The sequence below is a fragment of the Thauera sp. WB-2 genome, assembly GCF_027594845.1.
Lineage (GTDB): Bacteria > Pseudomonadota > Gammaproteobacteria > Burkholderiales > Rhodocyclaceae > Thauera > Thauera mechernichensis.
The window spans coordinates 804,825-821,632 of the sequence record NZ_CP088935.1 but is presented as its reverse complement, the minus strand read 5'-3'; the positions used below and the strand labels follow the sequence as shown (position 1 = coordinate 821,632).

Genomic DNA, 16,808 nt, shown 5'->3' with positions numbered 1-16,808 from the left:
CCTCGATCAGGACACGGCGAGCATGCGGTCGAGCGCAATGCGCGCCAACTCCGCCTCGTGCTCGGGCACCTTGATCTGGTTCACCACCTTGCCCTCGGCAAGGTTCTCCAGCGTCCACGCAAGATGCTGTGGGTCGATGCGCTGCATCGTCGAGCACATGCACACCGTGGGTGCCATGAACTGCACCACCTTGCCCTGCGGCTTCATCTCCTCGGCCAGCCGGCTCACCAGGTTGAGCTCGGTGCCCACCAGCCAGTGGGTATTGGGTGGCGCCTGGGTGATGGTATTGAGGATGAACTCGGTGGAACCGACGTAATCGGACTTCTGGCACACCTCGAGCATGCTCTCCGGGTGGGAGATGACGAAGCCGTCGGGGTGCTTTTCGCGCCAGCGGTCGATATGCACCGGCTGGAACATCTGGTGCACCGAGCAGTGGCCCTTCCACAGCAGGACCTTCGCCTTGCGGATCTGCTCGGGCGTGAGGCCGCCGTACTCGAGGTCGGGATCCCACACCACCATCTCGTCGAGCGGAATGCCCTTCTTGAAACCGGTCCAGCGCCCGAGGTGCTGATCGGGGAAGAACAGCACCTTCTCGCGCTTGGAGAAGGCCCAGTCGAGAATGGTCGGCGCGTTGGTCGAGGTGCACACGATACCGCCGTGCTCACCGCAGAAGGCCTTGAGATCGGCTGCCGAGTTGATGTAGGTGACCGGCGTGATCAGCGCGTCGGGCGTATCGAGCACCTCGGCGAGTTCACGCCAGCAGCGCTCGACCTTGGCCAGGCTCGCCATGTCGGCCATCGAACAGCCGGCCGCGAGGTCGGGCAGGATGGCAACCTGGCTGGGCTTGGACAGAATGTCGGCCACCTCGGCCATGAAGTGCACACCACAGAAGACGATGAACTCGGCGTCGGTCTGCGAGGCCAGGCGGGCGAGCTTGAGCGAGTCGCCGGTGAGGTCGGCGTGCTGGTAGACGTCAGCGCGCTGGTAGTGGTGGCAGAGCAGCACCGCCCGCTCGCCAAGCCGGGCGCGGGCGGCGCGGATGCGCGCCTGCGCCTCGTCGTCGGCGAGCACGTTGAAGCGGTCGAAGCTGATGGTTGCAACTTGCATGATGCGGGTCCGGGTCCTTGCGAGAGGTTCGAGGCCTGGGGCGCTGCGCGCCCTCAGCCCTGCTGCCAGGGCAGGTTGGCGTGACGCCAGCCGCCGATGTTGTTGCGCTGCCCACTGGCATCGCGATCACCCTCGAAACCCTCGAGGATGTTGTAGCAGTTGCCATACCCCGCCACCGACGCGGCCTTGGCTGCGGAGTCCGAGCGTGCACCGGAGCGGCACAGGAACATGACCAGCGCCTCCGGGTCGACCTGATGCTTGAGCTGGGTCATGAAGTGCGGGTTATCCTGCATCGAGGGGTAGGTCTTCCACTCGATCTCGACCGCTCCGGGCACACGCCCAACCCAGTCGAGCTCGGCACGGGTACGCACGTCCACGAGTCGCGCCCCTGGGGCAAGCTGCATGACCTGCCACGCCTCGGCGGGCGTGAGCGCACCCTGGTAGGGCACGCCCAGGTTCTCCGCACGCTCGCGTGCAAGCGTCAGCAAATCAGAGAGGGTTCCCATGCGATCATCCGTCCACAGTCGAAAGTCGGCGAAGTATAGCGCGTCCTCCATGCCATGAAGCCTCACGGCCCCGCCCCCCATACTCAGCTGCCGCCGATGCGGCATCAACCGCCCGCGGCCGATCAGGCCCGCAGCCGTGGTATCCGGCGTGCAACCCTGATCGCCATCGTCACCAACGCCAGCCTGGCCATCAGCCAGGTGGTGGTTGGCCTGTTCGCGAACGCCTTCAGCCTGGTTGCCGATGCGGCTCACACGCTATCGGACCTCGTCACCGACCTGATGGTTCTGATCGCCGGTCAGCAGAGCGCGCACCCGGCCGACCTCGACCACCCCTACGGCCATGGCCGCATCGAGACGGTAACGACCATGGTACTGGGCGTCGTGCTCGCGACAGTGGGCATCGGCTTCCTGTGGAGCTCGGGCCTGCGCCTGCAGGATATTGAAGCTCTGCCCGCACTGCACCCTGCAGCACTGCTGATGGCGCTGCTTACCCTGGCCGCCAAGGAGGGCCTGTTCCGCTACACGCTCGCAGCCGGGCGCAGGCTCAAGGCGCCGATGCTGGAAGCCAACGCTTGGCACGCACGCTCGGACGCCGCGTCGTCACTGGTCGTCGCCGCAGGCATTGGCGGCAGCCTGGCGGGCTACCCCTTCCTCGAACCACTGGCCGCCGCGGTGGTGGGCTTCCTGATCTTGCATATGGGAATCAGGCTCGCACTCAAGGCGGTGCGCGAACTGATCGACACCGGCCTGCCCGCCGAGGAGCTTGCACGCCTGCGCCGCACCATAGAGGACACCCCCGGCGTGATCGGCCTGCACGACATGCGTACGCGGCGCATGGCGGACCGCGTGCTGTGCGACGCGCACGTCCAGGTCAGCCCTCACATCACCGTGTCGGAGGGCCATCGCATCTCGGACGCGGTCTATTTCCGGGTGCGCGACGCCCACCCCGAAGTCCGCGACGTACTGGTGCATATCGACCCCGAGGACGACACCGACCTGCAGGTGGTGCCTGCCGGCCCGGTTCCCGAGCGCGCCGAAGTGCTCGCCGACGTCCGCCTGTTGCTCGGACCGGAAGTCCCGCAGCCAAAGCGTGTCCAGATTCACTACCTGGGCCAGCGCCTCGAGGTGGAGCTCTTCCTGCCCCCAGCCCTGGACCAGGGGCAAGTCACAGCCATCCGCAACCGTGTGGACGCGTGGCTCGAAGAGCACCCGCACTACCGCGCAATCAGGCTGCTCCAGGAGATTGCACCATAATGGTGCATTCAATCCATGCGATGCACCATTGTGGTGCCAACCTCTTGAGGAATGGGCACCGCTTTCGAGCACTTGCCCTTGTGGCACAATGACTCGCCAGCCCGCTAGCGCCTGGCACGCTTAGTGCTTATACGCCTCACACGAATCCGGCGCATCGATCTCGTACCGCTGCTCCACCCGCTCAACGCAAAGACCGCCTCATCTCACCAGGAGTGAAAATGAACGCCCAAGACGTCATGAAAATGATTCAGGAAAACGAAGTGCGCTTCGTGGACCTGCGCTTTACCGACACCCGCGGCAAGGAACAGCACGTCGGCCTGCCGGTTTCGGCCTTCGAAGAAGAGCACTTCGAGCACGGCCACCCGTTCGACGGCTCGTCGATCGCCGGCTGGAAGGGCATCCAGGCTTCCGACATGGTTCTGATGCCCGAGCCTTCGTCGGCCTACATCGACCCCTTCTTCGATGAAACCACGCTGGTCATCACCTGCGACGTCATCGAGCCGTCGGACGGCAAGGGTTACGACCGCGATCCGCGCTCGATCGCCAAGCGCGCCGAGGCCTACCTGAAGAGCACCGGCATCGGCGACACCGCCTTCTTCGGCCCCGAACCCGAGTTCTTCATCTTCGACGCCGTCGAGTGGTCGGTCGACATGTCGGGCGTGTACAGCAAGATCATCTCGGAAGAGGCCGCCTGGTCCACCGCCGACAAGTTCGAAGGCGGCAACACCGGCCACCGTCCGCGCGTCAAGGGCGGCTACTTCCCGGTACCCCCGGTCGACAGCCTCAACGACGTGCGCGCCGCCATGTGCCTCGCGCTCGAGGCCTGCGGCGTGCCGGTCGAAGTGCACCACCACGAGGTGGCCAACGCCGGCCAGTGCGAGATCGGCACCAAGTTCAGCACGCTGACCAAGCGCGCCGACTGGACCCAGGTGCTCAAGTACATCGTGCACAACGTCGCACACCAGTACGGCAAGACCGCCACCTTCATGCCCAAGCCCATCGTCGGTGACAACGGCTCCGGCATGCACGTGCACCAGTCGATCTGGAAGGATGGCCAGAACCTGTTCGCGGGCAACGGCTACGCCGGCCTGTCCGAGACCGCGCTGTACTACATCGGCGGCATCATCAAGCACGCCCGCGCGCTCAACGCCATCACCAACCCGGGCACCAACTCGTACAAGCGCCTGGTGCCGCACTACGAAGCACCGACCAAGCTGGCCTACTCGGCCCGCAACCGTTCGGCTTCGATCCGCATCCCCTACGTCGCCAACCCGAAGGGCCGCCGTATCGAAGCGCGCTTCCCGGACCCCCTGGCCAACCCCTACCTGTGCTTCGCCGCACTGATGATGGCGGGCCTGGACGGCATCCAGAACAAGATCCACCCGGGCGATCCGGCCGACAAGAACCTGTACGACCTGCCGCCGGAAGAAGACGCGCTGATCCCGACCGTGTGCACCAGCCTCGAACAGGCGCTGGAGTACCTAGACAAGGACCGCGAGTTCCTGACCCGTGGCGGCGTGTTCTCCAATGACTTCATCGACGCCTACATCGCGCTGAAGATGGAAGAGGTGGACCGCATGCGCATCACCACCCACCCGGTGGAGTTCGACATGTACTACAGCCTGTAAGCCGAGCGCTACGGGACATCACGAAAGGGACGGGCATTGCCCGTCCCTTTTTTCTGGGGTCTAATCCAGGCTCGTCCCGCACGGTTTCGGGCCGGGCTGCGCCACTGCGCAGCCGCACTCCACCCCGGCAAAAAGCGCATGCGAACGTCAACACTCCTGCCTCTGGCACTGCTCGTACTCCTGCCATCTGCCGCCCAGGCGGACATCTTCAAGTGCACCGACGCCGACGGCCGCATCACCTATACCAATGACCGCAGCCTCGGGCGCGGCTGCGTACGCCTTGAGTCGGACCTGCCGGTGTCTTCGGTCCCGGCGCCAGTTCGCCGCCCGGCGGCAACCACCCCCCAAGGCAGCTCCAGTCCTGGCGCCTTTCCGCGCGTCAGTCCCGCCGACCAGCGCAGCCGAGACGACGCACGCCGCGAGGTGCTGAGCAACGAGCTCGCGGGCGAGGAGTCCGCACTTGCCGAGGCCGAGAAGGCGCTTGCCGAGCAGGAGTCGATCCGCCATGGCGACGAGCGCAACTACCAGAAGGTGCTGGACCGGCTGCAGCCGTTCAAGGACAAGGTGGAACTGCACAAGCGCAACATCGAGGCACTACGTCGGGAGATCTCTGGCCTGCGGTAGGCCCAATGCATGGCGCGCATCTTGCTTATGAATTGCCGTAACTTCTGGACGCGCCCATGCCATCGCCCCCCTTACACGCTGCCAACGGCCCCTTTGCAGGACTCGAACTGCTGTCGTCGGCGGTCGTCCTGGTCGACGGCAAGCTCTTCATCCGCTACATCAACCCGGGCGCGGAGAACCTGTTCGCGATCAGCCAGCGCAAGCTGATCGGTCAGCCGCTCGCCCGCATGCTGGGCGCACCGCCCGGATTGTCCGCCGCGCTCGACAACGCCCTGCGCACCAACTGGAGCTATACCGGACAAGACCTGACGATCACACGCAACGGCTCGGAACCGATACGGCTCGACTGCACGGTCACACCGGTCGAGACCTCCGGCGTGCGGCTGCTGCTGGAGTTCCGCCCGATCGACGCCCAGCTGCGCGTCGCCCGTGAAGAGCAGTTGCTGCACCAGCAGCAAGCCAACCGGGAGCTGATCCGCAACCTCGCCCATGAGATCAAGAATCCGCTCGGCGGCATCCGTGGCTCTGCACAGCTGCTTCAGCACGAACTCGATGACCCGCAGCTGCGCGAGTTCACCGACGTGATCATCGCCGAGGCCGACCGCCTGCAGGACCTGATGAACCGTCTGCTCAGCTCGCACAGCATGATGCGCCCGGCGCCATTGAACATCCATGACGTGCTCGAACGCGTACGCCGACTGATCCTGGCCGAGTTTCCTCAACTCAGCATCCGGCGCGACTACGACCTCAGCCTTCCGGAACTCACGGCCGACCGCGAGCAACTCATCCAGGCCACGCTCAACATCGTACGCAATGCCGCCCAGGCGCTGGAGGGCCACGGCGAGATCCTGCTGCGCACGCGCATCGCACGCCAGGTCACGCTCGCCAAGCGTCGCTTCAAGCTGGCACTGGAATTGCAAGTGATCGACAACGGCCCCGGCATTCCAGCAGAGATCCGCGACAAGATCTTCTATCCGCTGGTGTCGGGCCGGGACGGCGGGAGCGGGCTGGGCCTGTCCCTGGCGCAGAGCTTCATCGAGCAACATCAAGGCATGATCGACGTGGACAGCCGCCCGGGGCGAACCTGCTTCTCGATCCTGCTGCCGATTTCCGAACGCACCTGAACGGGTCACCGCCTGCCCTCCCTGGGGCTGAGGTGCACGACAGGCGCACAAAAACAGTGCATTTGATATGAATACAGTCTGGATCATCGACGATGACCGCTCGATCCGCTGGGTGCTCGAGAAGGCACTCAGCCGCGAAGGCATCAACCACGCCAGCTTCAGCTCCGCAAGCGACGCCCTGGCCGAGCTCGAAGCCACCCCCCACCCGCCGGCGGTGCTGCTGTCCGACATCCGCATGCCCGGCGAGTCGGGGCTCGACCTGCTGCAAAAGGTCAAGACCGGCCACCCTCACCTTCCGGTCATCATCATGACCGCGTACTCGGACCTGGACAGCGCGGTATCGGCGTTCCAGGGCGGCGCCTTCGAGTACCTGCCCAAGCCCTTCGACGTTGACCAGGCGGTCGCACTGGTACGCCGCGCACTGGAGCAAGGCGCGCACCAGAATGGTGCAGCAGAAGATACGGCCGTCGCGCCCGAGATCCTCGGCCAGGCACCATCGATGCAGGAGGTTTTCCGTGCCATCGGCCGTCTCGCCCACTCCCACGCCACCGTACTGATCAACGGCGAGTCGGGCAGTGGCAAGGAACTGGTCGCACGGGCGCTGCACCGCCACAGCCCTCGCCGCGACGCCCCCTTCATCGCCATCAACACCGCGGCCATACCGCGCGACCTGCTCGAGTCCGAGCTCTTCGGCCACGAACGCGGCGCCTTCACCGGCGCCGCCACCCAACGCCGCGGTCGCTTCGAGCAAGCCGATGGCGGCACCCTGTTCCTCGATGAGATCGGCGACATGCCGGCAGAGCTGCAGACCCGGCTGCTGCGCGTTCTGTCCGATGGCCACTTCTACCGAGTTGGTGGCCAGCAGCCGATCCGCTCGAACGTGCGCGTCATCGCGGCAACCCACCAGGACCTGGAGGAGCGCGTTCGCCAGGGCCTGTTCCGTGAGGACCTCTTCCATCGCCTGAACGTCATTCGTCTGCGCCTCCCTCCCTTGCGCGAGCGGCGCGAGGACATCCCGCTGCTCGTTCGCCACTTTCTGCAAAAGAGCGCCCAGGAGCTGGGTGTCGAGCGGAAGCGCATCTCGGATGCCGCACTCGAGTACCTCCAGGCACAGCCCTTCCCGGGCAACGTCCGCCAGCTCGAGAACCTGTGTCACTGGCTGACGGTGATGGCCCCGGCACAGATCGTGGAAGTCACCGACCTACCGCCGGAGATCCGCGACCAACCCGGGCGCGAGGCACCAACGAGCTGGATGGAAGGACTGGGTGCGGAAGCCGACCGCCTCATCGCCACCCACCCAGGTGAGGTGTTCGACCGCCTCACGCGCGAGTTCGAGCGCACACTCATCCGCCGCGCCCTGGCGGCCACCGGCGGACGCCGTATCGAGGCTGCACAACTGCTCGGCATCGGTCGCAACACGATCAGCCGCAAGATCCAGGAACTCGGCATGGACGACGTGCGCAACGGCGACGACGGCGAGCACTGAACACCAGCGGGGCGGGCGGGACACTCGTGCGCAAGCACGGGATGGCGGATAATGCGGCGATCTCAATGTTTGCCGGACTCCCGCCTTGTCATCGTCCAAACCTCAGACGGCTGCCCCAGCGCAGTCGTCCGCAGTGCCTGATGCCTCACCCGCCTCCCGCGAGATAGAAGCACGACGCGCGCTCGAGCACCGACTCGGACGGCTGGCCGACAGTTTCGTGATCGACTGGCGTGCTCACTGCACCTCCACCAATAGCGCACTGATCGAAGCCACACCGGCTGACGACGGCTTCATTCATGTGCTGATCGCCGACCGCCAGAGCGCGGGGCGCGGCCGCCGCGGACGACAATGGCTGTCCTGGGATGACGGCAGCCTGACGTTCTCGGCATTGTGGCGCTTCGCTCCAGGTGCGCCAGTGCCCGCCGGGCTGTCGCTGGTTGCCGGCCTCGCGCTCGCGCGCGCACTGGAGGAGCTCGGCGCGCAGGGCGTGCAGCTCAAGTGGCCGAACGACGTACTGATCCACGGCGACAAGCTTGCCGGCATCCTCGTCGAGCTCTTGCCCGGCCGTGGCCGCACACCCGCCGCGGTGATCGGCATCGGCATCAACCTGCAGCTCCCGGCAGACGCGCAGGTTCCGGAGCAGCGCGGCGTCACCGATCTTGCGCATGCCCTCGACACGGCGCCTCCGACACGAGCTACGGTTCTGGCCGCCGTGCTCGCGGAGCTGCGCAGCCTGCTCGACACTTACGCCGCCGCGGGCTTCGTCGCCCTGCGCGACGCCTGGCAGCAACGCAACGCCTTCGCCGACCTGCCCGTCTGCATCAGTGGCGAAGCGGAGACACTGCAAGGCATCTGTCGCGGCGTCGACGAGGACGGCGCCCTGCTGCTGGAGACGGCTGTGGGGATGCGCCGCGTACTGGTCGGCGATGTTTCGCTGCGCGCTGGCGGCGGAGGACAGGCGTGATCCTGCTCATCGATGCCGGCAACACCCGCGTGAAGTGGCGGCTCACCGCCGCCGACGCGCCACTGCAGGCCATCGAAGAGGGCGCACTCGCGCATGATGCGATCGGCTCGCTGGCCAGTCTGCGCGCGCGCTACCCGGCCCTGTCGCGGGCCGTGGGCTGCAATGTTGCCGGGGCGGCAATCGCCGCACACCTGGACCAGACCCTGGCGGGCATCGGCATCGAATGGCTACGTCCGGGCGCAAACTGCTGCGGCGTCCGCAACCATTACGAACAACCCGCGCGCCTGGGCGCTGACCGCTGGGCGGCACTGATCGGGGCACGCCAGCTGCACCGCCAGGCCTGCCTCGTGGTCACCGCAGGCACGGCCACGACGATCGACCTGCTGAGCGCCGACGGCGAATTCCTCGGCGGACTGATCCTGCCTGGTGTCGACCTGATGCAGCACGCACTCGCCCACGGCACGGCTCAGCTCCCGCTCGCCGAAGGCCGCTTCACGCTGCAGCCACGACGCACCGTCGATGCCATCCACTCGGGCTGCCTGCTCGCCCAGGCCGGCGCGGTGGAGCGCATGTTCCGCCAGATCGCCAGCCAGCCTCAGGCCAAGTGCCTGCTCGGCGGCGGCGCAGCAGACAGCTTTGCCGGCCTGCTCGACATTCCGCTGCGGCGCGTAGACAACCTGGTCCTGATTGGCCTGGGCGCAATCGCCGCAGCCGGCGAAATTCATCCACAATGACAGCGAACATACTCGCGAAGGGAGAACAAACGATGGAAGCAACCCGCATCCTGCTCGACGCCGCCGACATTCCGACCCACTGGTACAACGTCGTCGCCGACCTGCCGACACCGCCCGCGCCGCCACTCGGCCCGGATGGCAACCCGGCGACACCCGAGCAGATGGGGGCCATCTTCCCCGGCGCCATCCTCGAGCAGGAGATGAGCGCCCAGCGCTGGATCCCGATCCCCGAGCAGGTGCGCGAGATCTATCGCCTGTGGCGGCCGAGCCCGCTGGTGCGCGCGGTCCGTCTCGAGCAGATGCTCGGCACCCCAGCAAAGATCTTCTTCAAGTATGAGGGCGTCTCGCCCGCAGGCTCGCACAAGCCCAACTCGGCCGTGCCGCAAGCCTTCTACAACAAGCAGGCCGGCATCAAACGCCTGACCACCGAGACCGGCGCTGGCCAGTGGGGCTCATCGATCGCTTTCGCCGGCCAGATGTTCGGGCTCGAGGTCCGCGTCTACATGGTCAAGGTCAGCTATGGCCAGAAGCCATACCGCCGCTTGATGATGCAGACTTGGGGGGCCGAGGTGTTCGCCAGCCCGTCGGAGCTTACCGAGACCGGCCGTCGCCTGCTCGCCGAGGACCCCGACAACCAGGGCTCGCTCGGCATCGCCATCTCCGAGGCGGTAGAAGAAGCGGCCAGCCGCGCCGACACCAACTACACCCTCGGCTCGGTGCTCAACCACGTGGTCCTGCACCAGAGCATCATCGGGCTTGAGGCCAAGAAGCAGTTCGACAAGGTCGGCCTTTACCCGGATGTGGTCATCGGCCCGTGCGGCGGCGGCTCGAGCTTTGCAGGCATCGCCTTCCCCTTCCTCGCCGACAAGGCGGCGGGCGACAAGCGTGCCGAGAATCTGCGCTGCGTCGCAGTCGAACCGACCTCCTGCCCCACCCTCACCAAGGGCCAGTACGCCTACGACTACGGCGACGCCTCGGGCTTCACGCCGCTGATGAAGATGTACACGCTCGGGCACGACTTCATGCCGCCGGGCATCCACGCCGGCGGCCTGCGCTACCACGGCGACTCGCCGCTGGTATCCCAGCTCTTCCACGAAAAGCTGATCGAGGCGGTCGCTGTACCGCAGCTTGCCACCTTCGAGGCCGGCGTGCAGTTCGCGCGTGCAGAGGGCATCATTCCCGCTCCCGAGTCCTGCCACGCGATCCGGGCGGCGATCGACGAAGCGCTCAAGTGCAAGGCCACCGGCGAGGCCAAGACCATCCTGTTCAACCTTACCGGCCATGGGCACTTCGACATGAGTTCCTACGAGCGCTTCCTGTCCGGCAAGCTCGAGAACTACGACTACCCGGCCGAGGCGGTAAGCGCTTCGCTCGCGCATCTGCCCAAGCTGGGCTGATGTCGACGGCGACAGCCGCGGGGCCCGCCAGGCCCCGCGGTCGCCGCCCGCCACCGCCACCCGATCCCGATACGCCTGCCGCATGACCGTTCTGCGCTTTCTGATCATCCTGCTGCTGATGCTCAACATCCTGGCCTTGGCCGCGATACAGGGCTGGCTCGGCACCCCGGCACCGAGCGGCGAACCGGAGCGCATCGCAAACCAGCTCAACCCGGAACACATCCGGCTATCGAGCGAGACCGCCACCGGCGCGCCAGTGGCGGCCGAGCCCGCGGAGCAGACCACGGCCGCATCGCCCTCTGCAGACACCAGCGGCCAGCTCACCTCCGAAGCAATGCCCTCCCCGCCCGATCCGACGCCCGATCCGGCACGCGAAGCCGAGCCCCCCACGCTTGCCGCCACCGCGCCCATGCCACCCGCCGCAGCGGAGCCGCCGCCTGCCGAAGCCGCATCGCCACCGACCGTTTGCCAGGCCTGGGGCGGCCTGTCCGCAGACGAAGCGGAGCGGCTCAGCGCGCGCCTGCGCCGCATCGGCGTCACTGCAGCACGCAGCCGCAGCGAAACGCCGGACTCTTGGTGGGTACGCATTCCACCGCAACGCAGCCGTGCAGAAGCCGAGGCACGTGTCGCCGAGTTGCGCATCCTCGGTGTCACCGATACTTATATCGTGCCCGAGCCGGGCCCTACACAGTTCGCGGTCTCCCTTGGCGTATTCAAGACCGAGAGTCGTGCGCGCCTGCTGCTCGGACAACTGCGCGAACGCGGCGTCCGCAACGCCGGCATCGAACCACGCATGACCACCACCCACCGCATCCAGGCCAGCCTGCCTGTGGCCCAGTTGCGCAACGTCGAGCAGGCTGTCCCGGGAGTGGGCGCAAAGCGCCAGGCCTGCTCGCGCTGACGCCCCACGGAACCGCAATGAACGACATCGCCCCACGCCCGTACATCATCGGACTCACCGGCGGCATCGGCAGTGGCAAGAGCGCTGCCGCAGCACATTTCGCTCGTCTTGGCGCCGAGGTGGTCGACACCGACCTCATCGCGCATGGCCTCACTGCGCCCGGCGGCGCAGCCATGGACGCCATCCAGCGTGCCTTCGGTACCTCAATGATCGCCGCCGACGGCAGCCTGGACAGGGCCGCCATGCGTGCAAGGGTGTTCTCGCACCCGGAGGCCAAACGCCAGCTCGAGGCCATCCTGCACCCGATGATCCGAGACGAGAGCGCCCGCCAGTGCCACGCGGCGACTGCCCCCTATGTGATCCTCGCCGTTCCGCTGCTTGTCGAGTCCGGCAGCTACCGTGAGCGCTGCGACCGCATCTGCGTGGTGGATTGCCCCGAACACCTGCAGCTCGAGCGGGTACGCACGCGCAGCGGCCTCGACGAGGCACAGGTGCGCGCGATCATGGCGACCCAGGCCAGCCGCGAGGCGCGCCTCGCCGCGGCCGATGACGTGATCGACAACAGCACCAGCCTCGAGGCACTGGAGCAGCAGGTGGCAAGCTTGCACGCACGCTATCTCGCGGCCTCGAGGACGCGTTGAGCACGCAGCCCACTCGCCCTGTGGCGCTCGGGCGCTGTGCTATCATCGCCCCGAACTCAAGCGGCGCGATACTTGCGGATAGTGTCTGGTGATTAGCTACGAATACCCTCTCAACGAACGCATCCGCACGCTGTTGCGTCTCGAGGACCTGTTCGTCAAGATCGCCCACTTCTCCAGCGGCACTGCTCCACAGGATCACCACGTCGCCCTGCAGACGATCTTCGAGACCCTCGAGGTCGCAAGTCGTGCAGACCTCAAGGTTGATCTGGTCCAGGAGCTCGAGCGCCAGCGCCAGATCCTGATGTCCTTTCGCAACAACCCGGACATCTCCGAAGAGGCGCTCGCAGGCGCGCTCTACGAGATCGAGCAGGCCTCCACCGGACTCCTCGCCATGGCTGGCAAGATCGGCCAGTACCTGCGCGAGAACGAATGGCTGATGAGCATTCGCAGCCGGGCCGCCATCCCCGGCGGCGTCTGCCAGTTCGATCTGCCGGCCTATCACTACTGGCTCAACCGTGACCCCGAGGTCCGTCGCCGCGACCTCGACACCTGGATCCATCCGATGGCCCCCATCCGCGATGGCATCGAGATCGTGCTGCGCCTGCTGCGTGCAAGCGGCCGCGCAGAGAGCCAGCTCGCGCGCAGCGGCGCCTTCCAGCTGACAATGGCCGGGCGCACGGCACAAATGGTCCGGGTACGGCTGGAGCGCACGGACGCCGTGGTCCCCGAGATCAGCGCCAACAAGTATGCGCTCAATGTCCGCTTCATGCTGCCGGAGACGGTTGCGCGCCCCCGCCTGGCCGAGCGCGACGTCGCCTTCGAGCTCACCTTCTGCAGCCTGTAGCCCTTCCGTATGAGCCAGCCCGTGCGTACCGTGAACTGCCCGACTTGCGGCAAGCCCGTCGAGTGGAGCAAGGACAGCCAGCACCGCCCGTTCTGCTCCGCACGCTGCCGTCAGATCGACCTCGGGGCTTGGGCGTCGGAGTCCTATCGGGTGCCGACTGCCCCTCCCGACGCGCCGGATGAGGCCGACGGCTTCGCGCCACCCGGCGTCGGCGAAGGTCGCAATCGCTGACCGGCCTAGGCCGGCTAGGGCTGAGCCGCAGCGCGCCTGGGCCTTCAGGCGTCTTTCGGCCCCCACACACCGCGTATCGCCGCAATCCCATGCGCCCCTGCATCACGCGCCTCTGACATGTCATTCTGTGTCAGGCCGCCCAAGGCAAAGACCGGAATGGGTAAACCTTCGATCAGCTCGCCAAAGCGCGCCCAACCCAATCCAGCCTGGTCGGGATGCGTCGCGGTGGGTTGCACAGGACCGAGGAGCGCATAGTCCAGACCCAGCGCAGCCGCATGCTCGAGCTCGGCGCGCGTATGACACGACGCGCCAACCCATTCGAACTCGGGCCTGTCGCTGCTGGCCAGGAGGCGCTGCGCGGTAAGGTGACATCCGTCGGCACCAATGCGGCGAGCCAACTCGAGGTCGGAGTTGACCACCAGCAGTCCTCCGCTGGCCCTGACCCTGTCCAGCGCTGCACGCGCGAAGCGCTCCCGCTCACCGGCGTCCAGCGCCGCTTCGCGAACCTGGACCAGCCCCAGCCCCTGCTGCAGCGCGCGCTCGAGCACACTCAGCTGCTCGGCCGCGCCTATCGCCGTTGCCTGTGTGATACCCATGATGCGCGGCAGGCGTAGCGCCTTCAGGATCGGTCCATTGGCCGGCAGCATGGGTGCAGGCACGGGATCACCCGGCGCGACCCAGGCCAAAGCGCTGTGCACCCTGTCGTTGAGCGTTCCCTGCCAGGCCGCGACTTCGAAGAAATGCAGCCGCACATGCGCATGCTCATACAGATGTTCGCGGCGCAGCCAGGGTCGCAAGTGCGTAACGTGGATGCCCAATTCTTCTTCGAGCTCACGGCACAACGCCTGCGCAGGACTTTCGCCACGCTCGACCTTGCCACCGGGGAACTCCCAGTAGCCCGCATAGACGGTGTCGGGAGCGCGCTGCCCGAGCAGGTAGGCACCATCTGCGCGCAGCAGAACGCCTGCCGCTACATCGACCAGCTTGCGCGTCATCGGCCATGCCCCTCGTCATCGAGCCGCCCGGCGTGGTCTCGTGCGAACTGCCAGGCCACGCGCCCGGAACGCGAGCCACGCATCAACGCCCACTGCAGCGCGTCCTGGCGAGCCGCGGCGATCGCCTTCTTCGGCACGCCGAAGTGCCCGAGCCAATGCGCGACGATATCGAGGTACTCATCCTGGCTGAATGGATAAAAGGATATCCAGAGGCCAAAGCGCTCGGACAGCGAAATCTTCTCCTCCACCGCCTCGCCCGGGTGCAGTTCGCCATCCACATGACGTGCCTGCAGATTCTCATCGTGATACTCCGGCATCAGGTGGCGACGGTTCGATGTCGCGTAGATGAGCACGTTGTCGGACATCGCCGAAACCGAGCCGTCGAGCACGCTCTTGAGGGCCTTGTAGGCATCCTCACCTTCCTCGAAGGAAAGATCGTCGCAAAACAGGATGAAGCGCTCGGGCCGCCCCTCGATCAACTCGACGACCTCGGGCAGATCGACGAGGTCGGTCTTGTCCACCTCAATAAGGCGCAAGCCCCGCGGCGCATACTCGTTGAGGAGCGCCTTCACCAGCGACGACTTGCCCGTACCGCGGGCTCCTGTAAGCAATACGTTGTTGGCCCGGCGCCCAGCGAGGAACTGGCGCGTATTGCGATCGATGCGGGCCTTCTGCTCATCGACATCGTGGAGGTCAGCCAGGGCGATGCGATGCTGCAGGCGAATCGGTCTGAGCTCGGCACGACCGCGGCGGCGCTGCCAGCGGAAAGCGGCCGACGCCGTCCAGTCGGGCGCCTGAACCGGGCCTGGCAACAGGGTTTCGAGCCGTTCGAGCACCTGCTCGGCACGGCGCAGAAGATCTTGCAATTCAGTCATGTCTTGAGGACTCACCATCATCCGTGGGCGAGCGCGGCGCGGCTGGGGGCCGCGGCCTCAACGCCCGCAACACAACCAGCACCAAGGTCAGCGCAACGCCGAGTTCGAGGAAGATCAACCACACATCGCATCTCCGGCGACCGGCCTGGCACCGGTATACTCTGCCGCATCCGCCCACGAGTTTAACCGATGCACCCGATGATTCCGGCCGCTATCAGACGCCTTGCCCTTGCCTCCACTGTTGCCCTGATCGCCGCGGGCTGTGCACACCAGACCGAAGCCCCGGGACCTGAAGCGGCCGCACCGACCTGTCCGCCGCCACCTGCCTGCCCAGCCTGTCCGGTCTGCCCTGCACCTACGCCCGACAAGCCACCGGCGCCAGCCGCCGCCCCCCTGCAACGCGCTGACTGGAGCGCGTTGCCGAATTGGCAACTGGACGACCCGGCGGCAGCCTGGCCTGCGCTGCGGACCTCATGTTCGAAGCTTGTTCGTCAGACAGCGTGGAAGAACGCCTGCACGGCCGCCGAGAGCCTGGGTCGTGCGCCATCGGGCGCCGATGCGCGGCGTTACTTCGAAACGCATTTCGTTCCTTGGCGCCTGGTCAATCCAGACGGCAGCATGCAGGGGCTCATCACCGGCTATTACGAACCACTCATCCGTGGCAGCCGCACTCGCGGCGGTCGCAACACCTGGCCTGTCCATGGCGTGCCGCGCGACATGCTGACGATCGAGTTGGGCGACGTCTACCCGGAACTCAAGCATCTTCGTCTGCGTGGCCGCGTCGAGGGAAACAAGGTCTTGCCCTACTTCACCCGCGCGGAGCTCGAACAGCGCGGCGCGCAGCTCCCCGCCCCCATACTATTCTGGGCGGATGACCCGATCGACCTCTTCTTCCTGCAGGTGCAAGGCTCGGGCCGGATCCAGTTGCCCGATGGTTCGATGGCTCGTGTCGGCTACGCCGACCAGAACGGACACCCTTACCAGTCCATCGGCCGCTGGCTGGTTGCCAAGGGCGAGCTCAGCCTGGACAAGGCCTCGATGGACGGGATCAAGCGCTGGGCGCAGGACAACCCGCATCGCCTGGCGGAAATGCTGAATGCAAATCCGAGCTACGTGTTCTTCCGCGAGCTGCCCAGTTCAAATGATGGTCCGATCGGTGCTCAGGGCGTCCCGCTCACCGAGGGTCGCAGCATCGCAGTGGATCCGCGCTATGTGCCTCTGGGGGCGCCGGTATTCTTGTCCACCACCTATCCGCTCAGCGACCGCCCGCTCAATCGTCTGATGATGGCGCAGGACACGGGCGGCGCGATCAAAGGCGTGGTACGCGGGGACTTCTTCTGGGGCTTTGGACCCGAAGCGGGCCGCGAAGCAGGTCGCATGCGCCAGCAGGGCAGCATGTGGGTTTTACTGCCACGCGGCATGACACCACCCGCGCTGCAATGAGCGCACGCATGGCACATAAGGGCACCTCGAATAACGCGAGGTTTTCGTTGAATC

At 66.3% G+C, this 16,808-nt stretch carries 17 protein-coding genes; 13 read left to right on the top strand and 4 right to left on the bottom strand.

Going from position 1 to position 16,808, the window contains the following annotated elements; genetic code table 11:
- Positions 1-6 precede the first annotated feature (6 nt).
- Both nadA and LQF09_RS03685 read right to left on the bottom strand, forming a co-directional pair.
- Complete coding sequence (gene nadA, locus LQF09_RS03690) at positions 7-1,107, bottom strand: quinolinate synthase NadA (RefSeq protein ID WP_002931115.1); 1,101 nt, start codon at positions 1,105-1,107, stop codon at positions 7-9.
- Between the two features lie 53 nt (positions 1,108-1,160).
- A complete protein-coding gene (locus tag LQF09_RS03685; RefSeq protein WP_037982547.1) occupies positions 1,161-1,613 on the bottom strand; it encodes a rhodanese-like domain-containing protein in 453 nt (150 codons plus the stop codon).
- 96 nt (positions 1,614-1,709) lie between these two features.
- Here LQF09_RS03685 and LQF09_RS03680 point away from each other — a divergent pair, with 96 nt between their 5' ends.
- From LQF09_RS03680 to yacG, 12 genes are all read left to right on the top strand, one after another.
- Positions 1,710-2,867: a cation diffusion facilitator family transporter gene (locus LQF09_RS03680; protein WP_002938375.1), complete on the top strand. Its 1,158-nt coding sequence runs from the start codon at positions 1,710-1,712 to the stop codon at positions 2,865-2,867.
- A 218-nt stretch (positions 2,868-3,085) separates the two neighbouring features.
- Positions 3,086-4,495, top strand: a complete 1,410-nt coding sequence (gene glnA, locus LQF09_RS03675) for a type I glutamate--ammonia ligase (RefSeq protein ID WP_002931126.1) — start codon at positions 3,086-3,088, stop codon at positions 4,493-4,495.
- A 138-nt stretch (positions 4,496-4,633) separates the two neighbouring features.
- Positions 4,634-5,119 (top strand): DUF4124 domain-containing protein, encoded by a 486-nt coding sequence (locus LQF09_RS03670; protein WP_002938369.1) that lies wholly within the window; start codon positions 4,634-4,636, stop codon positions 5,117-5,119.
- A 56-nt stretch (positions 5,120-5,175) separates the two neighbouring features.
- Entirely contained in the window at positions 5,176-6,243 is a 1,068-nt protein-coding gene (glnL, locus tag LQF09_RS03665) for a nitrogen regulation protein NR(II) (RefSeq protein ID WP_002931130.1), read from the top strand.
- 67 nt (positions 6,244-6,310) lie between these two features.
- On the top strand, positions 6,311-7,729 hold the full coding sequence (gene ntrC / locus LQF09_RS03660; RefSeq protein ID WP_002931131.1) for a nitrogen regulation protein NR(I): 1,419 nt from the start codon (positions 6,311-6,313) through the stop codon (positions 7,727-7,729).
- Positions 7,730-7,862: 133 nt separating this feature from the next.
- Positions 7,863-8,693 carry a biotin--[acetyl-CoA-carboxylase] ligase gene (locus LQF09_RS03655; protein WP_002931133.1) on the top strand — a complete coding sequence of 277 codons (831 nt, stop codon included), beginning with the start codon at positions 7,863-7,865 and terminating at the stop codon, positions 8,691-8,693.
- Complete coding sequence (locus LQF09_RS03650) at positions 8,690-9,427, top strand: type III pantothenate kinase (protein ID WP_002931135.1); 738 nt, start codon at positions 8,690-8,692, stop codon at positions 9,425-9,427. The genes LQF09_RS03655 and LQF09_RS03650 overlap by 4 nt, the downstream gene beginning before the upstream one ends.
- Before the next feature lie 32 nt (positions 9,428-9,459).
- A complete protein-coding gene (locus LQF09_RS03645) occupies positions 9,460-10,824 on the top strand; it encodes a TrpB-like pyridoxal phosphate-dependent enzyme (RefSeq protein WP_002931142.1) in 1,365 nt (454 codons plus the stop codon).
- Positions 10,825-10,906: 82 nt separating this feature from the next.
- Entirely contained in the window at positions 10,907-11,725 is an 819-nt protein-coding gene (locus LQF09_RS03640; protein ID WP_270069227.1) for an SPOR domain-containing protein, read from the top strand.
- 17 nt (positions 11,726-11,742) lie between these two features.
- Entirely contained in the window at positions 11,743-12,366 is a 624-nt protein-coding gene (coaE, locus tag LQF09_RS03635) for a dephospho-CoA kinase (RefSeq protein ID WP_002931147.1), read from the top strand.
- An 88-nt stretch (positions 12,367-12,454) separates the two neighbouring features.
- Positions 12,455-13,210, top strand: a complete 756-nt coding sequence (zapD, locus tag LQF09_RS03630) for a cell division protein ZapD (protein ID WP_002931149.1) — start codon at positions 12,455-12,457, stop codon at positions 13,208-13,210.
- Between the two features lie 9 nt (positions 13,211-13,219).
- Positions 13,220-13,441, top strand: a complete 222-nt coding sequence (gene yacG, locus LQF09_RS03625) for a DNA gyrase inhibitor YacG (protein ID WP_002931151.1) — start codon at positions 13,220-13,222, stop codon at positions 13,439-13,441.
- Between the two features lie 44 nt (positions 13,442-13,485).
- Here yacG and LQF09_RS03620 read toward each other — a convergent pair whose 3' ends face one another.
- Positions 13,486-14,436 (bottom strand): Nudix family hydrolase, encoded by a 951-nt coding sequence (locus tag LQF09_RS03620; protein ID WP_002931152.1) that lies wholly within the window; start codon positions 14,434-14,436, stop codon positions 13,486-13,488.
- Entirely contained in the window at positions 14,433-15,311 is an 879-nt protein-coding gene (locus tag LQF09_RS03615) for an ATP-binding protein (RefSeq protein ID WP_270069226.1), read from the bottom strand. The genes LQF09_RS03620 and LQF09_RS03615 overlap by 4 nt, the downstream gene beginning before the upstream one ends.
- A 417-nt stretch (positions 15,312-15,728) precedes the next feature.
- Between LQF09_RS03615 and mltA the strand changes: the two genes are divergently transcribed.
- Positions 15,729-16,754, top strand: coding sequence for a murein transglycosylase A (mltA, locus tag LQF09_RS03610; protein WP_002931154.1), 1,026 nt, complete (start codon positions 15,729-15,731; stop codon positions 16,752-16,754).
- Positions 16,755-16,808: the final 54 nt, after the last annotated feature.